Annotated in this window: 15 protein-coding genes; 4 read left to right on the top strand and 11 right to left on the bottom strand. The window is 64.3% G+C overall.

The window, feature by feature from the left end; translation table 11 throughout:
- The first annotated feature begins 81 nt into the window (after positions 1-81).
- A complete protein-coding gene (locus tag IVA96_RS28235) occupies positions 82-1,503 on the top strand; it encodes an MFS transporter (protein ID WP_247275762.1) in 1,422 nt (473 codons plus the stop codon).
- A gap of 71 nt (positions 1,504-1,574) precedes the next feature.
- On the opposite strand, the gene clpA is transcribed toward IVA96_RS28235, so the two are convergent.
- Together clpA and clpS are read right to left on the bottom strand one after the other, a co-directional pair.
- A complete protein-coding gene (gene clpA / locus IVA96_RS28230; RefSeq protein ID WP_247275761.1) occupies positions 1,575-3,983 on the bottom strand; it encodes an ATP-dependent Clp protease ATP-binding subunit ClpA in 2,409 nt (802 codons plus the stop codon).
- A gap of 290 nt (positions 3,984-4,273) precedes the next feature.
- A complete protein-coding gene (gene clpS / locus IVA96_RS28225) occupies positions 4,274-4,606 on the bottom strand; it encodes an ATP-dependent Clp protease adapter ClpS (protein ID WP_164934959.1) in 333 nt (110 codons plus the stop codon).
- 482 nt (positions 4,607-5,088) lie between these two features.
- On the opposite strand from clpS, the gene IVA96_RS28220 reads away from it, so the two are divergent.
- Positions 5,089-7,020: a pilus assembly protein gene (locus tag IVA96_RS28220; RefSeq protein ID WP_247275760.1), complete on the top strand. Its 1,932-nt coding sequence runs from the start codon at positions 5,089-5,091 to the stop codon at positions 7,018-7,020.
- Between the two features lie 73 nt (positions 7,021-7,093).
- On the opposite strand, the gene IVA96_RS28215 is transcribed toward IVA96_RS28220, so the two are convergent.
- Positions 7,094-7,432, bottom strand: a complete 339-nt coding sequence (locus IVA96_RS28215; protein WP_247275759.1) for a phasin family protein — start codon at positions 7,430-7,432, stop codon at positions 7,094-7,096.
- A 387-nt stretch (positions 7,433-7,819) separates the two neighbouring features.
- Here IVA96_RS28215 and IVA96_RS28210 point away from each other — a divergent pair, with 387 nt between their 5' ends.
- Positions 7,820-9,652, top strand: a complete 1,833-nt coding sequence (locus IVA96_RS28210) for a D-alanyl-D-alanine carboxypeptidase (protein ID WP_247275758.1) — start codon at positions 7,820-7,822, stop codon at positions 9,650-9,652.
- Positions 9,653-9,866: 214 nt separating this feature from the next.
- On the opposite strand, the gene IVA96_RS28205 is transcribed toward IVA96_RS28210, so the two are convergent.
- The 5 genes from IVA96_RS28205 to IVA96_RS28185 all read right to left on the bottom strand — a co-directional run bounded on the left by IVA96_RS28205 (position 9,867) and on the right by IVA96_RS28185 (position 13,864).
- A complete protein-coding gene (locus IVA96_RS28205; protein ID WP_247275757.1) occupies positions 9,867-10,592 on the bottom strand; it encodes a DnaJ domain-containing protein in 726 nt (241 codons plus the stop codon).
- 72 nt (positions 10,593-10,664) lie between these two features.
- The gene (locus tag IVA96_RS28200; RefSeq protein ID WP_247275756.1) at positions 10,665-11,411 is read right to left on the bottom strand and encodes a VWA domain-containing protein; all 747 of its coding nucleotides are present in this window, start codon (positions 11,409-11,411) and stop codon (positions 10,665-10,667) included.
- A gap of 119 nt (positions 11,412-11,530) precedes the next feature.
- Positions 11,531-12,391 carry an alpha/beta fold hydrolase gene (locus IVA96_RS28195; protein ID WP_247275755.1) on the bottom strand — a complete coding sequence of 287 codons (861 nt, stop codon included), beginning with the start codon at positions 12,389-12,391 and terminating at the stop codon, positions 11,531-11,533.
- Positions 12,392-12,730: 339 nt separating this feature from the next.
- Entirely contained in the window at positions 12,731-13,654 is a 924-nt protein-coding gene (locus IVA96_RS28190; RefSeq protein WP_247275754.1) for a division plane positioning ATPase MipZ, read from the bottom strand.
- Between the two features lie 51 nt (positions 13,655-13,705).
- Complete coding sequence (locus tag IVA96_RS28185) at positions 13,706-13,864, bottom strand: hypothetical protein (protein ID WP_247420618.1); 159 nt, start codon at positions 13,862-13,864, stop codon at positions 13,706-13,708.
- A 74-nt stretch (positions 13,865-13,938) separates the two neighbouring features.
- Between IVA96_RS28185 and panC the strand changes: the two genes are divergently transcribed.
- Positions 13,939-14,790, top strand: a complete 852-nt coding sequence (gene panC / locus IVA96_RS28180; protein ID WP_247420616.1) for a pantoate--beta-alanine ligase — start codon at positions 13,939-13,941, stop codon at positions 14,788-14,790.
- Here panC and IVA96_RS28175 read toward each other — a convergent pair.
- From IVA96_RS28175 to IVA96_RS28165, 3 genes are all read right to left on the bottom strand, one after another.
- Positions 14,787-15,227, bottom strand: coding sequence for a DUF1489 domain-containing protein (locus tag IVA96_RS28175; protein WP_247275751.1), 441 nt, complete (start codon positions 15,225-15,227; stop codon positions 14,787-14,789). The genes panC and IVA96_RS28175 overlap by 4 nt on opposite strands.
- A 42-nt stretch (positions 15,228-15,269) precedes the next feature.
- A complete protein-coding gene (locus tag IVA96_RS28170) occupies positions 15,270-16,256 on the bottom strand; it encodes a hypothetical protein (RefSeq protein ID WP_247275750.1) in 987 nt (328 codons plus the stop codon).
- A gap of 156 nt (positions 16,257-16,412) precedes the next feature.
- Complete coding sequence (locus IVA96_RS28165) at positions 16,413-16,616, bottom strand: hypothetical protein (RefSeq protein WP_247275749.1); 204 nt, start codon at positions 16,614-16,616, stop codon at positions 16,413-16,415.
- Positions 16,617-16,649: the final 33 nt, after the last annotated feature.

The following is a 16,649-nucleotide window of genomic DNA, read 5'->3' as shown; positions in this document are numbered from 1 at the left end:
CCGTGTCCTGACGGGTTGCTGTCGATCCGGCAATTTCCTATTCGGAGATGAATCACGGCTCGAATCAACCGCGCCTCCATCATGTCATCCGCCCCGATCGAGCATGCCGACGGCCTGCCGCAGCCGCAGCGCAGCCAGGCGGTGCTGACCATTGCGCTTGGCATCATCATGGCGGTGGTCGACAGCGCCATCGCCAATGTGGCGCTGCCGACGATCGCGGCCGACCTCGATGCGAGCCCGGCCTTCTCGATCTGGATCGTCAACGGTTACCAGCTCGCGATCACGATCTCGCTGCTGCCGCTGGCTTCGCTTGGCGAGATCGTCGGCTATCGTCGCGTCTATCTGGTCGGGCTCGCACTGTTCACGCTCGCATCCGCGTTGTGCGCGCTGGCACACACGCTGCCGCTCCTGACAATCGCGCGCATCATCCAGGGCTTTGGCGCGGCCGGAATCATGAGCGTCAACGCGGCGCTGGTGCGCTTCACCTATCCGCGCAGCCAGCTCGGCCGCGGCATCGGGCTCAACGCGCTCGTGGTCGCCTTCTCGGCCGCGGTTGGCCCGACGCTCGCCGCCGGGATTCTCGCGATCGGAAGCTGGCCCTGGCTGTTCGCCATCAACCTCCCGCTCGGTGCGGTGACATTGCTGATCGGCTTGCGCAGCCTGCCGCACACCAGGCCCGCAAGCCGTTCCTTCGATTGGCAGAGCGCGGGGCTCTCCGCGATCACGTTCGGCGTCGGCATCGCCGCCGTCGACAGCGTCGGCCATGGCGAGGCGGCGGTCACCTGCCTCGTGCAGTTCGCCATCGCCATCGTCGCCGGCGCGCTGCTGATCTATCGCGAAACCCACATGACCTCGCCGCTGTTGCCGATCGATCTGTTGCGCATCCCGGTGTTCGCGCTGTCGATTGCGACCTCGATCGCATCGTTCTGCGGACAGATGCTGGCCTTCGTCGCGATCCCCTTTTATCTGCAGAGCCGCTTCGGCTATTCCGCCGTGCACATGGGCCTCTTGATCACGCCCTGGCCGATCGCGGTGGTTTTCGCCGCGCCCCTCGCTGGCCGCCTTGTCGAGCATTATCCCGCCGGCCTGCTCGGTGGTATCGGGCTCACGCTGTTCGCCTGCGGCCTCGGCGCGCTCGCCTTGCTGCCTGCAACGCCCGCGCCGTTCGACGTGATCTGGCGCATGGCGCTGGCCGGCGCCGGCTTCGGCCTGTTCCAGACCCCCAACAACCGCACCATGATCGCGGCCGCCCCGCGCGAGCGCGCCGGCGGCGCCAGCGGCATGCTGGGAACGGCCCGCCTGCTCGGCCAGACCACCGGCGCGGCACTGGTGGCGCTGTTCCTCGGCCGCTATCCGGTCGAAGGAACCCGGCTGGCGCTCCTCGCCGGTGTCGGCTTTGCACTCTGCGGCGCGGTGCTGAGCATGCTGCGACTGTCGCCCCCGGGCGCGCGCGGCGCCGAGCACGTTCGCGTGCAGGACGACCAGCGCCTGCGGGGTGAATGACGCCGCTACGGTGATGCGAGCAACAAAAAGACCGGCTTTTCAGCCGGCCTTTTCAACTCATCGCGTGCAAATCAGACTTTGACCAGTGGCCCTTTCGAGGTCGGCCCCTTGGAGCCGCCGGGACCGCCCGGCTTGGACTTGCCTGGCGGACGCTTGCGGGCGCCGGGCAGCTTCTCCTGCTTCGGCGTGACCGGGCCCTCAACGAACTCGAAGCCGATCTTCTCCTTGGTCTCGTCGGCCTCGTCCTTGACGAGAACGACACGAACATGGCCGCCGCCCTTGAGCTTGCCGAACAGCACCTCGTCCGCCAGCGGCTTCTTGATGTGCTCCTGGATCACGCGGGCCATGGGACGTGCACCCATCTGCTCGTCGTAACCGTGCTGGACCAGCCAGGTCTTGGCCGGCTCGGACAGCTCGATGGTGACGTCGCGATCGCCAAGCTGCGCCTCGAGCTGAAGCACGAACTTCTCGACGACGGTGCCGATCACCTCGACGCTGAGATGGCTGAACGAGACGATGGCATCGAGGCGGTTGCGGAATTCCGGCGCGAACTGCCGGTTAATCGCCTCGTGGTCGTCGCCTTCCCGCTTCGAACGGGTGAAGCCGAACGCCTGCTTGGCGAGATCCGCCGCGCCCGCATTCGTGGTCATGATCAGGATCACGTTGCGGAAATTGACCTGCTTGCCGTTGTGGTCGGTAAGCCGGCCGTGATCCATGATCTGGAGCAGCACGTTGTAGAGATCGGGATGCGCCTTCTCGATCTCGTCCAGCAGCACCACGCAATGCGGATGCTGGTCGACGCCGTCGGTGAGCAGGCCGCCCTGGTCAAAGCCGACATAGCCGGGAGGCGCGCCGATCAGGCGCGACACGGTGTGCCGCTCCATGTACTCCGACATGTCGAAGCGCAGCAGCTCGACGCCGAGCGTCGCCGCGAGCTGCTTTGCGACCTCGGTCTTGCCGACGCCGGTCGGACCCGAGAACAGGTAGCAGCCGATCGGCTTCTCCGGCTCGCGCAGGCCAGCACGCGCCAGCTTGATCGAAGCGGCGAGCGACTCGATTGCCCTATCCTGGCCGAAAACGGTGCGCTTTAAGGTCTGCTCGAGATGCTTGAGCACCTCGGCATCGTCCTTCGACACGCTCTTCGGAGGAATCCGCGCCATCGAGGCGATCGTGGTCTCGATCTCCTTGATGCCGATGGTCTTCTTGCGCTTGTTCTCGGAGACCAGCATCTGTGCCGCACCGGATTCGTCGATCACGTCGATCGCCTTGTCCGGCAGCTTGCGGTCGTGGATGTAGCGCGAGGAGAGCTGGACGGCGGCCTCGATCGCCTCGTTGGTGTATTTCAGCCGGTGGTAGTCCTCGAAATACGGCTTGAGGCCCTTGAGGATCGCGATCGCATCCTCGACCGTCGGCTCGTTGATGTCGATCTTCTGGAAGCGCCGCACCAGCGCACGGTCCTTCTCGAAGTGCTGACGGTATTCCTTGTAGGTGGTCGAGCCCATGCAGCGGATGGTGCCCGAGGCCAGCGCCGGCTTGAGCAGGTTCGATGCGTCCATCGCCCCGCCCGACGTCGCACCCGCACCGATCACGGTGTGGATCTCGTCGATGAACAGGATGGCGTTGGGGTGCGCCTCGAGCTCCTTCAGCACCTGCTTCAGGCGCTCTTCGAAGTCGCCGCGATAACGCGTGCCGGCGAGCAGCGTGCCCATGTCGAGCGAGAACACCGTCGCGGCCGCCAGCACCTCCGGCACCTCGCTGTCGACGATGCGCTTGGCGAGGCCTTCCGCGATCGCGGTCTTGCCGACGCCGGCTTCGCCGACGAACAGCGGGTTGTTCTTCTGCCGGCGGCACAGCACCTGGATCGCGCGGTTGATCTCGGAATTGCGTCCGATCACCGGGTCGATCTTGCCGTCGCGGGCCTTCTTGTTGAGGTTGACGCAATAGGTCTCGAGCGCCTCGCCCTTCTTCTTGGCGTCCTCGTTGCCCTTGGCCTCCGTCTCCTCGTCGACGCCGCGCACGGGCCGCGCTTCGGAGACGCCTGGCCGCTTGGCGATGCCGTGGCTGATGTAGTTGACCGCGTCATAGCGCGTCATGTCCTGCTCCTGCAGGAAATACGCGGCATGGCTCTCGCGCTCGGCGAAGATTGCGATCAGCACGTTGGCGCCGGTCACCTCTTCGCGACCGGACGACTGCACGTGGATCACCGCGCGCTGGATCACGCGCTGGAAGCCGGCGGTCGGCTTGGCGTCGTCGGCGCCATCCGTCACCAGGTTCTCGAATTCGGTCTCAAGATAGTTGACGAGACTCGTGCGGAGCTTGTCGAGATCGACGCTACAGGCGCGCATGACGGCGGCTGCATCGGAGTCGTCGATCAAAGAGAGCAATAGATGCTCGAGCGTCGCGTATTGGTGATGACGCTCGTTTGCGATCGCCAGTGCACGATGCAGGGATTGTTCAAGGCTTTGGGAAAAAGTCGGCATTCGCGTCCTCTATGGCCCCCACCATCATGATCGTCATCGCCCGGTCAGGCAACAACAACCTTTCTCACATATAGTTATACAAGAGCGCGGCGAAAGACCGGTTCCGCGACTCAGGCGGCTGCACACAAGGCCGGCATTTTCGATGCAAGACCCGTTCCGATTTGGGCGGGATCGGCGCCGGCACAGAATTCCGTAGTTCTGCCGGCTGCAGCGGATGCCGCGCGCAGACCTCGCGCGACGATCACACCGCCACTACGCAAGAGCCGGCTTCAAGCGCGCCGTGAGGCATCTTACTTCTTTTCCATCACGCATTGCAGCGGATGCTGGTGCTTGCGGGCGAAGTCCATCACCTGCGTCACCTTGGTCTCGGCAATCTCGTAGGTGAATACGCCGCACTCGCCGATGCCGTGATGATGGACGTGCAGCATGATCTTGGTCGCAGCCTCGACGTCCTTTTGGAAGAATTTCTCCAGTACATGGACGACGAATTCCATCGGCGTGTAGTCATCGTTGAGGATCAGCACACGATACAAGTTCGGCCGTTTGGTCTTCGGCTTGACCTTTGTAATGACCGACGTGTTCGGCCCGGAAGGGCCGCCCGAACGGTTTTCGTCGTTGCTCATCCGGGGAGCGGAGGCGGCGGTGACCGCTGGCAGGTCCAGTCTGGAAGTCAGTTGCGGCATGGCACAGGCGTTCAAATTCCCCAGGGAAGCGAATGACGGTCTGCGGCGCAGCTCAGTACCTCGGAGCCTCGCACAAGCGCGCCGCCTTTCCGGATCGCCGCTTCCGAGCGGTCCGGTCCGAACCGGATCGTTCGCTAGCAATATGGCCCTGCCCCCGGCTCGCCGCAAGCGTGCAAAGGTTTGGCCGATGCGGCCGCGGCGGTCCCGATTCCCGGCCCGGCGATCCCAACCAAGGTTAATCAATCCGGATCGATTTGACAAAAATTTCCACTGTGACTGTTTGGACCTGTTGACCAGGAACCCGGCCGTTAGCGCGACTGCGACGGTTTCGACGGGATATCTCCGGCTTTCTACGGTCCCATTTACCGACCCTTCAAGGGCCTGGGGCGAAATCGGGCAAACCACAGATTTCGGGGGTCGTCATGCTTCACCTGCCCGTTGTCCGCCGCATTGGTCGACAGCTCGCCAGCTTCGGGAAGGCCGAGCAAGGCAACATCGCGGTGATCTTCGCCATCGCGCTCGTCCCAGTGCTGACCTTCGTCGGTGCCGCGATCGATTACAGCCGGGCCACCCGCGCGCGATCGTCAATGCAGGCCGCCCTGGATTCGACCGCGCTGATGCTGTCGAGGGACCTGACAGCCGGTACCATCTCCCAGTCCCAGATCAGCCAGAAAGCGGCAGACTATTTCAAGGGCCTGTTCGCCGGTAGCGAAGCCGCGGACACGGCAGCAAAGACAAGGGTTCAGCTAACGGCAACCTACACTGCGGCGACCACAAGCGCGGCAGCGAAGATCCTTCTGGAAGGCTCCAGCTACATCGATTCCATGTTCATGCAGATCGCCGGCTATCCGACGCTCGGCTTCAATACCACGTCGACCGCAACCTGGGGCAACGCGAAGATGCGCGTGGCGCTCGCGCTCGACAACACGGGGTCGATGGCTCAGAACGGAAAAATGACGGCATTGAGGAATGCAGTGGCCGGAAGCGGCGGCCTGATCGACCAGCTCAGCGCGCTCAGCAAGAACGATGGCGACGTCTACATTTCACTCGTTCCTTTTGCCAAAACCGTCAATGTCGGAGCAAGCAATTACGGCCAGAGCTGGATTGACTGGACGGACTGGCTCAATCCGCCCACCGCACAGCCGGCGAACGTGGTCGGGAATTACCAGGCGAGTCTTCCGATGAATTGGCACGCAGTGGGACCCGGGGCGCGCTGCCCCTGGTCAAACAACAGCGGCGGCTTCTACTGCACGAGCGGAGCGACCAACAACAGCTCGAAATACACGGTCAGTGGCGTCAACGTTGTTCCCCCGAGCGGCTACATCTGCCCGGGCGTCGACGCCAATTCCCACACCATGTACAACGGCTGCTGGGAGAGCAAGTCTGCGGGCAATGGAACGTTCTGCTCCGGCAGCTCAAGCTGCAGCTGCCCGCTCGATGCCTCGGGCAACAGCGTCTCCGGTTGCAGTTGCACCGGCAGCGGCAACGGAAAATCGTGCACCGGCCAGCTCTATACCCACGATTGGACACAGCCTGGGCCGAACGACCTCACCCATAACCTGAATCAGCCGCGGGTGAGCGCCGTCGTCGGCTTCGCCAACAACAAATGGACTGCCAGCAACCCGACCCCCACCGTTCAGAACAATTGGCAGCAGGCATCCACCAACCCGATCAACACATGGACGGGCTGTATCGCTGATCGCACCCAGCCCAACGACGCAACCGGTACGTCCCCTTCGTCGTCCAATACCGCAACGCTGTTCCCGGCCAACCAATATTTCGAAAACAGCACCGCCTATTGCAGCGACAGCTCTTCGCCCCAGCTCAAGCCGATCATGCCGCTCACCTACAATTGGAGCGCATTGAAGACGGCGGTCAACGCCATGCAACCCACCGGCGGCACAAATCAGGCGGTCGGCCTGGCTTGGGCCTGGCAATCTCTGCTGCAGGGCAATCCCCTGAACGCGCCCGCAGAGACTGGAACCGTCAACACCACTTACAATCGGGTGATCATCCTGTTGTCTGACGGTCTCAATACCGAGGACCGCTGGCCGGCATATGGCAACGGCAGCAATCAGACCACCACCTACGGCAACAGCACCTTCCCCGGCTCGATTGACGCCCGACAGCAAGTCCTGTGCGACAACCTGCACAACGCCAAGGATTCCAATGGCGCATCGATGTACACGATTTACGCAATCCAGGTGAACACCAGCGGCGACCCGACTTCGGCCATCCTCAAATATTGCGCGAGCAGCCCGGACAAGTTCTACGAGATCAAGAGCTCGACCGAGATCGCGACCATTTTCAATACGATCGGAACCGCGCTGAGCAAGCTGCGCCTGGCGAGGTGATCAACGTTTCCCACCGGCAAAAAAAGCCCGGCTGATCAGCCGGGCTTTTCGATTCCAAGACGTCCCGGAAAGCTCAGTTCGCAGCCGGGGTGAACTTCGACACAATGGTCTCGACCGGCTTGAGCGCCTGCTTGGCGAGGTCGCTGTAGAGACCGGCGATCTTCTGCGATTCCGCAACGAAGGTCTCGTAGGCGGAACGGGCGAAATCGGTCTGCGCTTCCATCGCCTTGTCCAGCGACTTCACGCCCGAGAGCTTTTCGACGAAGGACTTGGTGTCTTCGAACGACTTCTTGGTGTAGTCGCCATAAGCGCTCGCGATCGCCTGAAGGCCGTGCTGCACGGAGGTCGCGGAGGCGACGCACTGCTCGAACTGCTCTTTCCCGTAGTTCTGAAAGTCTTCAACCTTGAACATGTCGGAATCCTTTTCCCTGGCTCTCGTCGGGAAGCCCCGGCTCCCTGACTTTGCCTACAATTAGTGCAGCGCACAAAAAAGTCAAGAATCTTGTGCGTCGCACAAAAGCAGATTTAAATCGCGAAGATTCCCGGGGTTTTCCGCAAGGGTTCCTTAAGCTTTTGGAAACCGCGGCCCCCTACCCTGATTCCCTGGACGTGTTCACTTTCGCAGGCGGCCAAAGCCGTTTGAGAACATCACCTTAGCCAGAACAGCGGCTCAGGTCCAAACGTCCCCCGCGGTGAACATCAGCGGAGGGACAGCCTGAGCAGGTAATGATCCCGGGTCGATTGGGCACAATTTTGCCTCACGAGCCGGTGATCAAGTCAGAAACGGGGACGGGGTTCCATGCTTCGTAACAACTTGTCTGCCTCGCGCTTGGCGCGGGTTGGCGTTTTCGGGCTTCTTACGGTCACCACCGTAATCATCGTCACCACCGACGCTGCCGAAGCACGGCGCCACCGGCGCCATTACGCGCACCATCGGGTGCAGCGCGAGGTGTCCGAGAGCTCCAGCTCAAAATTTGCGTCCATCATTGTCGACGGCAATTCCGGCACGGTGCTCCAGTCGACCAGCCCCGACGCACTGCGTCACCCCGCCTCGCTCACCAAGATCATGACGCTCTACTTGCTGTTCGAGCGCCTCGAATCCGGCAAGCTGAAGCTCGACAGCGAGATGCCGGTGTCGCAGCATGCCGCCGACCAAGATCCGACCAAGCTCAACCTCCGCCCCGGCCAGACCATCCGCGTCGAGGACGCGATCAAGGGCCTCGTGACGCGTTCCGCCAATGACGCCGCCGTGGTGATCGCAGAAACGATCGGCGGCGACGAGAGCGATTTCGCCCAGATGATGACGCGCAAGGCACGCGCGCTCGGCATGTCCAAGACCGTCTATCGCAACGCTTCGGGCCTGCCGAACGACGAGCAGGTGACGACCGCACGCGACCAGGCCACGCTCGGCCGCGCCATCCAGGAGCGCTTCCCGCGCTACTATCGCTACTTCGCGACCGCCTCGTTCAACTGGCGCGGACAGTCGATCCGGAACCACAATCACCTGCTCGGCAATGTCGAGGGCGTGGACGGCATCAAGACCGGCTACACCCGCGCTTCCGGTTTCAACCTCGTCACCTCGATGCGCCGCGGCAATCGCCATCTGATCGGCGTTGTGCTCGGCGGCCGCAGCGGCAGCTCCCGCGACGCGATCATGCGCAATCTGCTCGCGGAGAATCTCGAGAAGGGCGCGACCACCCACACCGTCGCCGCCGTCACCGAGCGCAACGGCGCCGACGCCAGTGCCGAGGTCGCCGACGCCTCGGATGCTCCACGCTCTGCCCCGCAGGTCCAGGCCGCGGCGGCCCCTGCTCCCGAGGCCGCCTCGTCCCGCCTTGCCGCGCGTCTGTCGACGCTGGCGGCTGCGACTGCCGCGATGCCGCCGGCTCAGGCCAAGCCTGAAGTTCGCCCGGCTGAAGCCAAGATCGAGCCGGCGCCGCTCACCAATGGCGTGATCTCAAGCCAGCCGCTGTCCATCATCCCCGGCTCGTCCGAACCGATGAAGCCGGTCCGGGTCAAGACCGTTCAGGTCAAGGCCGGCGCCGTGAAAGTCGCCTCCGCTGCCCCGGCGCAGGTGTCGCCACCGGTCACGAACACCATTCCGTCCCGGTCCGATGTCCCGGAAACGTCCGGCGCCGTCGTCGCCCGGGCCGATCTCATCAACAGGCCCGAAATCCCGAGCCAGCCGGAAGCGCCGAAGTCCGAGATCGCCCGCACCGAGCTGCCACGGCAGCCGGCGGGCTTCGGCACCGGCAACGGCATCCTCGGCGTGCTGCCAGCCGCACCCGCCGCCGCTCCCGCCCCGGCCGCTCCGAAGCTTGCTTCCGCCGATCCGGCGCCGCGGCCAATCCAGATGAGCGCCACGACCAAGCCAGTCGTCACCCACAGCGGCTGGATCGTCCAGGTCGGTGCGCTCGAGAGCGAGAGCGAAGCCCAGCAACGCATCGACGCCGCCCGCAGCTCGGCCCGCGGCCTGCTCAGCAAGGCCGACCCGTTCACCGAGCCGGTCGTCGCCAAGGACAATCGCAAGCTCTACCGTGCCCGCTTCGCCGGGCTCGAGCGCGACCAGGCCGAAGCGGTCTGCCGCACCCTGAAGCGCGCCGAAATCTCCTGCATCACCGTGCGCAACTGATCTCTCGAGTCTCTCAAAGCAAATGCCCGCCTTGCGCGGGCATTTTCGTTTTGGGGTGACGCCGAGGCTGTTCCGCGACAACCTCTCGTCAACAATTTACGGTTAAAACTTTCCTCAAGGGATCGACCACGCCGACAATGGCGGGCATCGGGGCGACGGCAGACAGAGCAAGCGGAGCTCACGCGGTACGGGCGTTTGTAGCGTGGTGCCGGAGTTAGCCGTTATGCGTACGAAGCAGAGTATCCTTGGCCTCGTTTACACGGGCAGCGAGATACGTCGAGCCCCCCTGGTCGGGATGGAGTTTCTTCATCAGGGACTTGTGAGCCCTGCTGATGTCGTCACGCCCCGCGCCCGGCTGCAAGCCAAGGATCTGATAGGCCTCCTCCGCCGTCATTTTGCCGCTCGCCGCCGTGCGACGCTGCCGCCCTGCCGCATCGCCCTGCGCGTTCTGACGCCAAGCGGGAAACCGGCGGTCCAGATAGCTTTCAAGTAAGGCCACACTCTCGGCATCGAACGCCGGCACCATCGCCAGCAGGCCGGCAAGATCGAACTCGCCGAGATCGCGCCCGGCATGAGGTCCGGCAACGATCCGGCCTGTCAGCTGGCCGGTGTCGTGGTCGAGCCGCATGTCGAGGAATTGCGAACGCACGCGCGAGGCCTGTCCGGAGGCGCGCGTCGCGCCGCCGCCGAACAGCCCTCCGACATTGCCGAAGCCGGCGTTGGCCAAGGGTGTCCAGCCGAGCAGCCCGGCGCCGAAGATGCCGAGCGGAATCGCGACCGCCAGTTCTCCCCGCAGACCCGTGAACGCTGCGACCGCCAGCGCCACCACGCCGCCACCGAGCTTGATGGTGCGCGCCAGCACCGCCGGATTGGCGGAGCGGAACATCTGGAGCAGCAGATAAAGCGTGATAACGGCGACAGCGCCGGCGAGCAGGGTCATGGGCGGAATATAGTCGCGCTCTCGGCAAAATGCATCGCGTTCAGCTTCCGCAGCCGGTCGCCAGCCTGATCGCTACCTCATCTGGCCGATCAGCTTCGCCGCAGCGCTCGCGCTCTTCGCCAATTCCAGCAGCGCTTCACGGCCGCCGGCGGCGTAAGCCGCGGCCGCCCGCAACAGCTCGCGCAACTGCGCCGCCGCGCCAGGATCGAACCGGCACCAGGCACCGCCGGTCAGGCGCGCGATCTCGCGAAAGGTCCGCTCGGCCACGGCGTCATGGCCTTCCTGAAACACAAACACCGGCACCTTGAGCATGCCAAGCTCGCCGGCCCTGGCGCAGAGTTCGTCGGCGTTCTCCTCCATGGCATCGCCAACGAAGACGACGGCCCGCACGCCGGACGCGACGGCCTCGCGCCGGGCCTCGCTCAGCACCTTGCCGATCTGGGTGTCGCCGCCGCGGCAATCGATCTTGCTCATCAGCGTCGCAAGCCTGGCGCTGTCGGAGATCCACGCCGTCGCACGGCATTCGTTGAAGCCGCGATAGTAGACGAGCCGGACGTCGAGGCTGCCGAGCGCCGCAGTCTCGCGAAACATGTCGGCTTGGAGCGCGCAGGCCATGTCCCAGGTCGGCTGCCGGCTCATCGTCGCATCCAGCGCGAAGATCAGCCGCCCCCTCGCGCCGGGCGCATGCGGTGACAACGCACGCGCCTTGGCGACAAAGGCGGCAATGTCATCCGAGGTGGACGTTCCGGCCTGCGGCACTGCGCCGCCGGCTTTCGTCGAGACGGCATCGCCGCGCGGTTTGATGGGGTCGCCCGACATCGCTGCTCAACCATGCGTGGGCGATTAATGTGGTGGGCGCGGACAGCCCGGTCAATGTGCAAAGCCTCCGCGGACGTAAGCCGGCGGAGGCTTCGAGATCGGTATCAATGAGGGAGGCGTCAGCTCTTGGCAGGCGCCATCAATGCAACTGGACCCGGCTCGAGAATCTTGGGCGGAGACGATTGCGTGTCGACCGGTCCGACGTCGCTGTCGGTGGCGCTCAGGAACCTGTCGAGCATGCTCTGGATCGAGTTCTTGGCCGCATCCGGACCGGTGTCGCGCATGTCATTATGTTGGAACTCGGTCTTCACGACCTGAATGCCCGCCTTCTCGCACTCCTCGTCCGTGGGGATCACGCCCGCATCGGCCTTGAACTGGGGATCGGTGGAACGGAACGACAGGATCTTGAATTTGCCGGCCGTGACGAAGGGAACGCGCAGATTGTCGAGCGTGACGACCTTCTTGACCTCATCCGGATACTGCTTGGCGAAATACATCGTGATGTCGCCGCCCATGGAGTGACCGACCATGGTCACCTTGTCGTAGTCGGCATTCGGCTGGACCTTCTTCATCTCCTGCATGGCGAGATGAATGTTGGCGACGCCGCGCAGGATCTGCGGCAGCCGGCCGACATAGAGCTCGCCCGGCTTGGTCACCATCGGAGGGTCGGTCGGCAAATCATGCTGCGGGCTCACGACCATGTAGCCGCGCGCAGCGAAGATGTTGGCGAGGAAGCCGTACTCGGTGTTCTTGACGGTGTTGCCATGATTGATCACGGCGACAGGCAACTTAATCATGCCGGCGTTGGCCTGCATTTCCTTGTCGCGGCGCACCGCGATGTGGACGGGCACCGGGCGATTGTCGCGCGAAGCGTCGTAGAAGGTGATGGTCTCGTGCTTGATGGCCCACTTGCTCGCCGTGAAATAGGCGATGCCGCAGAGAGCACTGACCGAAACCAGAACGGCAATTCCACGCTTCATCTTCGTCCTCAGCCGCAGGCTCTTGCGGCCTGATCCCTGTTGAAAATCGTGTTCTCCGGGGCTCTTTGTCCCCTTGTCGCCTATTCCCTAATATATGTCACAGCAGCGTGACAGGAAGGCTAAATATTGTGAACCGGCAGCCCTTTCATTGTGCGTCGCACACGTTTGTTGGGCACCCTTTGTCATAAGGCTTCGTCAGGGTGCAGGTCACCATCCGACGCAACCGGGCCCGATCGGGTTCAATTCGTAGTCAACGTGAGATGAAAACGCGCGGAGCGCGGACCGAGTTCCCGCGGCAACTGGCTCGGATTTGACGGAAAGTAGCAATATACCGCGGCCTCAGGCGCCGAGGATGTCGTGGACCTCGAGCGGCTTGTCGACCTGATTGAACCATTCGGCACGGTTGGCGGCGCGGCGGCGGCCGCGCTCATCGAGCGGCAGCTTGAGCTGGCGGAGCAGGCTGGTCACCTCCTCCCGCGCGGTGAGATGGCCGAGATTGGGCCGCATGCCGAGCGTGGCCTCGTCGATCTCGTCGAGGGCGGTCAGGCCACGCGGGAAGAATTCGCGATAGACGACACGTTCGGCGAAGCCGTCGACGTAGCGGAAGCCGAGCCGCAGCGACAAATCCTTCAACCCCTCGGCGACGAGCTGCTTGTTGCGGGAGCCGAGCATCGACAGGCGGTTGCGCACCACGATCCAGTCGGTGGTCGCGCCGTCGAGCTGGCGGCGCTTGCGCCTGACGTCGCGCACCATCTCCGCGTAATGGCTCTCCCCCGTGACCGCGTAGTTGGCGGCATCGACGGTGCCGAGCACGTCGAAATCGAGAAAGCTGTCGTTGATCGGCGTCACCAGCGTGTCGGCCATCGAATGCGCCAGCCGCATCAGGTAGCTGTCGGTGCCGGGCGTATCGATGACGATGAAGTCGAAGCTGCTTTCGACTGCCGAGACCGCCTCCATGAATTGCAGGAACTCGGCATTCTCGTTCTCGGCGATCTGCATGGTCTCGCCGAGCTTGATGCAGCGATGCACCGGCAGCTCGAGGTCGAGCTTGGTGCGGCGCGCCCAGGCTGAACGGTTGCTGATGTAGCGGGTAAAGCTCTGCTGGCGGCAGTCGAGATCGATGGTGGCGACGCGCTGGCCGGCCTTCAGGAGCGCAACCGCGATGTGCAGGGCGGTCGTCGATTTTCCGGAGCCGCCTTTCTCATTGCCGAGCACGACCACATGCGCCGAGCCGGATTGGCCTTGGCTAGCCTGCACAAGCATGGCGATCCTCAATACCCCTAACGAATATCTTCGAGTTGACCGCATCGGCGGTCAAGTGAAATGCGTGACAGGTAATGCAAATTGCAATGCGCCGTTCTTCGTTATGAATTGCGGCGGCATCTTTTCGTCTGTGGTCCAGCCCACAATGTCGCGACATTCTGCGCAGCCTTGGCCGGGATGCTGTGCCGCATCCGGATGCATGGTGTCCATGATCGCCGCTTGTTAAGGTTAGCCGGTCGCGCGCCGGCCGCACCCGCACTGATTCCCAACCCTATCGAGTCCTGATGTCATCAAGTCCCTTGATCGCCCGCACGGTCCCTGCCCTGCGGCGCGCCGTCGACACTCTCCGCAAGCGAAAGGCCACGATCGCACTGGTCCCGACCATGGGGGCACTCCATGATGGGCATGTGTCGCTGGTTCGCCTCGCCAAGCGACGCGCGAGCCGCGTCGTGGTGTCGATCTTCGTCAACCCCACTCAGTTCGCCCCGACCGAGGATTTTGGCGCCTATCCGCGCACCTGGAAGGCCGACATCGCCAAGCTCGCGGCCGAGGACGTCGATGTAGTCTGGCACCCCGGCGTCGAGGCCATGTATCCGGAGGGCTTTGCCACCCGCATCGTGCCGGAGGGGCCGGCGCTGGCCGGGCTCGAGGACCGCTTCCGCCCGCATTTCTTCGGCGGCGTCGCCACCGTCGTCGGCAAGCTGTTCACGCAATGCCGGCCCGACTTTGCGATCTTCGGCGAGAAGGATTTTCAGCAGCTGCGGGTGGTGGCGCAGATGGCGCGGGATCTCGACCTCGGCGTCAAGGTCATCGGCTCCCGCACCGTGCGCGAGCGCGACGGGCTCGCGATGTCCTCGCGCAACGTCTATTTGTCACCACAGGAGCGGCAGACCGCAATCACGCTTTACCGCGCCATGAAGGAGAGCGCCGGGCGCATCCGTGCAGGCGATGCGATCGCGCCCGCCATGGCCGGCGGCGCCGAGATGATCAAGGCGGCCGGTTTCGCCCTCGACTATTTCGAAGCCCGCCATGCCGCGACGCTGGCGCCGGTCACCTCGCGCAAGGACGGACCCTTGCGGATCCTGGTCGCGGCCAAGCTCGGCACCACCCGGCTGATCGACAATATCGCGGTTTAGAGCAATCCGAGATCACGCAGCTCGCGCCGCATCGGCTCCGGCATCGCCGCGATCGAGCCGGCGGCGGACTTGCCGAGATCGGCGGGCACCGAATCATCGGTCAGATAGCGCCAGCCCTGGAACGGGCGCATCGGCCGCGGCGACACCGAGATCACCTTCGGCTGCATCACGATCCGGCAGCGCCCGATGCCGTCCTTATCACGGAACGGCTCGATCCCGATGATCTTCTCCCGCGCGGCGATCTCGCCCTTGATGACCCAATAGAGCGAACCGCCCGAGAGGATCTCGGCGTCGCGCTTGGGCACCATGCGGGTGATGTGGATGTGACGTTGCGGCAGACCCTTCTTCTTGGCGGTCTGCATCCGTTCGGCGATCCACTCCTTCAATTCCTTGACGGAGTCGCAGCCGACAGCGAGCTTGATCAGGTGTAGCGGCATGCCCCAGCATTAGCCGGGCAGCCGCGCATTTGGAATGCCGATCTACTCGTTATCCGCAGCCGCTGGAGCAGCCGCCGAGGCTGGCGGGGGCGCGAGCGGAACCGGCGCTGCGGGAGAACGCGCTGCCTTTGGAGCAGGCGGCTTCTTCGCGGCCGATGCAGTTGGTGCCGCAGGCGCTGCGGCCTGTGCCGAGGCCGCTGCCGGCGCGCGCGCTGCCGGCGCTGCGTTTGCGGCCGGTGCCGCCTGGCGCGTCGCCGCGGTCGGCGGCTCCGGATTCATGATGCTGACCGGCGGCGTCGACGAGGCGCTCGGGAACTCGGCATTGGTCGGCTTGCCCGTCGGCATCGACGGCGGCAATCCGGAAAGCGCGCCGGTAGCCGGCATCGCCAGCGCCGTTGCGGGCGCGTTCCAGGTCGGCGCATAGCGCGCAACCAGCGTGTCGTAGCGATGGGAATCCATGTTGGCGGCGACCTGCTGCTGGTCGGTCAGCGAGCGGAACGCAGCGCAATCGAACTGCGTGCAGCCGTCGCGCGCGACCAGCACATGGGCGACGAGGCCGTAGCGATCACGCTCCAGCGATTTGCGCAGCACCTTCAGGTCCAGCGTCAGGCTCTTCTCGGCCGTGGCGACGTCGCCGAGCGCGGTCAGCCGGTCGATCCTGGCGGCGGTATAGGAGACGGCGGCAGCCGCTGCCTCAGGCGCGCCGAACAGCGCCTTCTCGCAGCCAACGGCCACGGCATCGCCGGCGAGATCGTCGAGGCAGGACAGCGCCGGCAGGCTCGCCGTTACCGCCTGCGCGCGCGCTTCGGCCGGGGTGGCCTGCCCCTCTGAACCATAGACGCGCACCGTGGCCGCCCCGGCGATCGCAATGGACAGCAGCGTGATCACGGTCAACGCGCCGTTGGCGACCGACCTGTCGGCGCGCAGCAGCGTGATCAGCAGGATCAGCCCGAAGAATCCGGCAGCCAGCAGCGTCATCCACATCGGGAAGGCCGGCCAGCGCCAAATTTGGTCGAGCGACCAGGTCATACGCGACGTCCTCTCACGCGAGCAAAGAGCGAATGGTCAAGCGAGCACCGCGAGTCGGCAACTGCCCCCGCCCCACCTTGCGAAGCCGAAGCGGGCCTTTTGACGGCGAGAGGATACAATTCCGGGAGGCGCCAATGCGCAGGGTAGCGTCCGTCTTCAGGAGAGCGCGAGCTGGCTTTCCTTGGCGACGCGCTCGAAGGCTTCGGTCGAGCTCTTGATCCGGTACTGGCAGTCGTCGCCATCGGTCGGCAGCAGACGGATGATCTCATACGCGCCGCTGGCAGCCGGACGCGCCACATTGCTGGCCGTGAACAACACGCGCGTTCCCACGGGGAATTTGTGCTTCAACACCCTCTCCATCACTCAAACAGCGCCTGCCTCGCCCAGTGTCCC

It is taken from the genome of Bradyrhizobium sp. 159 (assembly GCF_023073795.1).
GTDB lineage: Bacteria > Pseudomonadota > Alphaproteobacteria > Rhizobiales > Xanthobacteraceae > Bradyrhizobium.
The sequence above is the reverse complement of the archived record's forward strand: the minus strand, read 5'-3'. Positions and strand labels throughout refer to the sequence as shown.

What these genes read in the sequence shown, in the direction of transcription:
- IVA96_RS28235 (WP_247275762.1), top strand. Translation starts at nt 82, where the DNA reads ATGTCATCCGCCCCGATCGAGCATGCCGACGGCCTGCCGCAGCCGCAG.
- clpA (WP_247275761.1), bottom strand. Translation starts at nt 3,983, where the DNA reads ATGCCGACTTTTTCCCAAAGCCTTGAACAATCCCTGCATCGTGCACTG.
- clpS (WP_164934959.1), bottom strand. Translation starts at nt 4,606, where the DNA reads ATGAGCAACGACGAAAACCGTTCGGGCGGCCCTTCCGGGCCGAACACG.
- IVA96_RS28220 (WP_247275760.1), top strand. Translation starts at nt 5,089, where the DNA reads ATGCTTCACCTGCCCGTTGTCCGCCGCATTGGTCGACAGCTCGCCAGC.
- IVA96_RS28215 (WP_247275759.1), bottom strand. Translation starts at nt 7,432, where the DNA reads ATGTTCAAGGTTGAAGACTTTCAGAACTACGGGAAAGAGCAGTTCGAG.
- IVA96_RS28210 (WP_247275758.1), top strand. Translation starts at nt 7,820, where the DNA reads ATGCTTCGTAACAACTTGTCTGCCTCGCGCTTGGCGCGGGTTGGCGTT.
- IVA96_RS28205 (WP_247275757.1), bottom strand. Translation starts at nt 10,592, where the DNA reads ATGACCCTGCTCGCCGGCGCTGTCGCCGTTATCACGCTTTATCTGCTG.
- IVA96_RS28200 (WP_247275756.1), bottom strand. Translation starts at nt 11,411, where the DNA reads ATGTCGGGCGACCCCATCAAACCGCGCGGCGATGCCGTCTCGACGAAA.
- IVA96_RS28195 (WP_247275755.1), bottom strand. Translation starts at nt 12,391, where the DNA reads ATGAAGCGTGGAATTGCCGTTCTGGTTTCGGTCAGTGCTCTCTGCGGC.
- IVA96_RS28190 (WP_247275754.1), bottom strand. Translation starts at nt 13,654, where the DNA reads ATGCTTGTGCAGGCTAGCCAAGGCCAATCCGGCTCGGCGCATGTGGTC.
- IVA96_RS28185 (WP_247420618.1), bottom strand. Translation starts at nt 13,864, where the DNA reads ATGGACACCATGCATCCGGATGCGGCACAGCATCCCGGCCAAGGCTGC.
- panC (WP_247420616.1), top strand. Translation starts at nt 13,939, where the DNA reads ATGTCATCAAGTCCCTTGATCGCCCGCACGGTCCCTGCCCTGCGGCGC.
- IVA96_RS28175 (WP_247275751.1), bottom strand. Translation starts at nt 15,227, where the DNA reads ATGCCGCTACACCTGATCAAGCTCGCTGTCGGCTGCGACTCCGTCAAG.
- IVA96_RS28170 (WP_247275750.1), bottom strand. Translation starts at nt 16,256, where the DNA reads ATGACCTGGTCGCTCGACCAAATTTGGCGCTGGCCGGCCTTCCCGATG.
- IVA96_RS28165 (WP_247275749.1), bottom strand. Translation starts at nt 16,616, where the DNA reads ATGGAGAGGGTGTTGAAGCACAAATTCCCCGTGGGAACGCGCGTGTTG.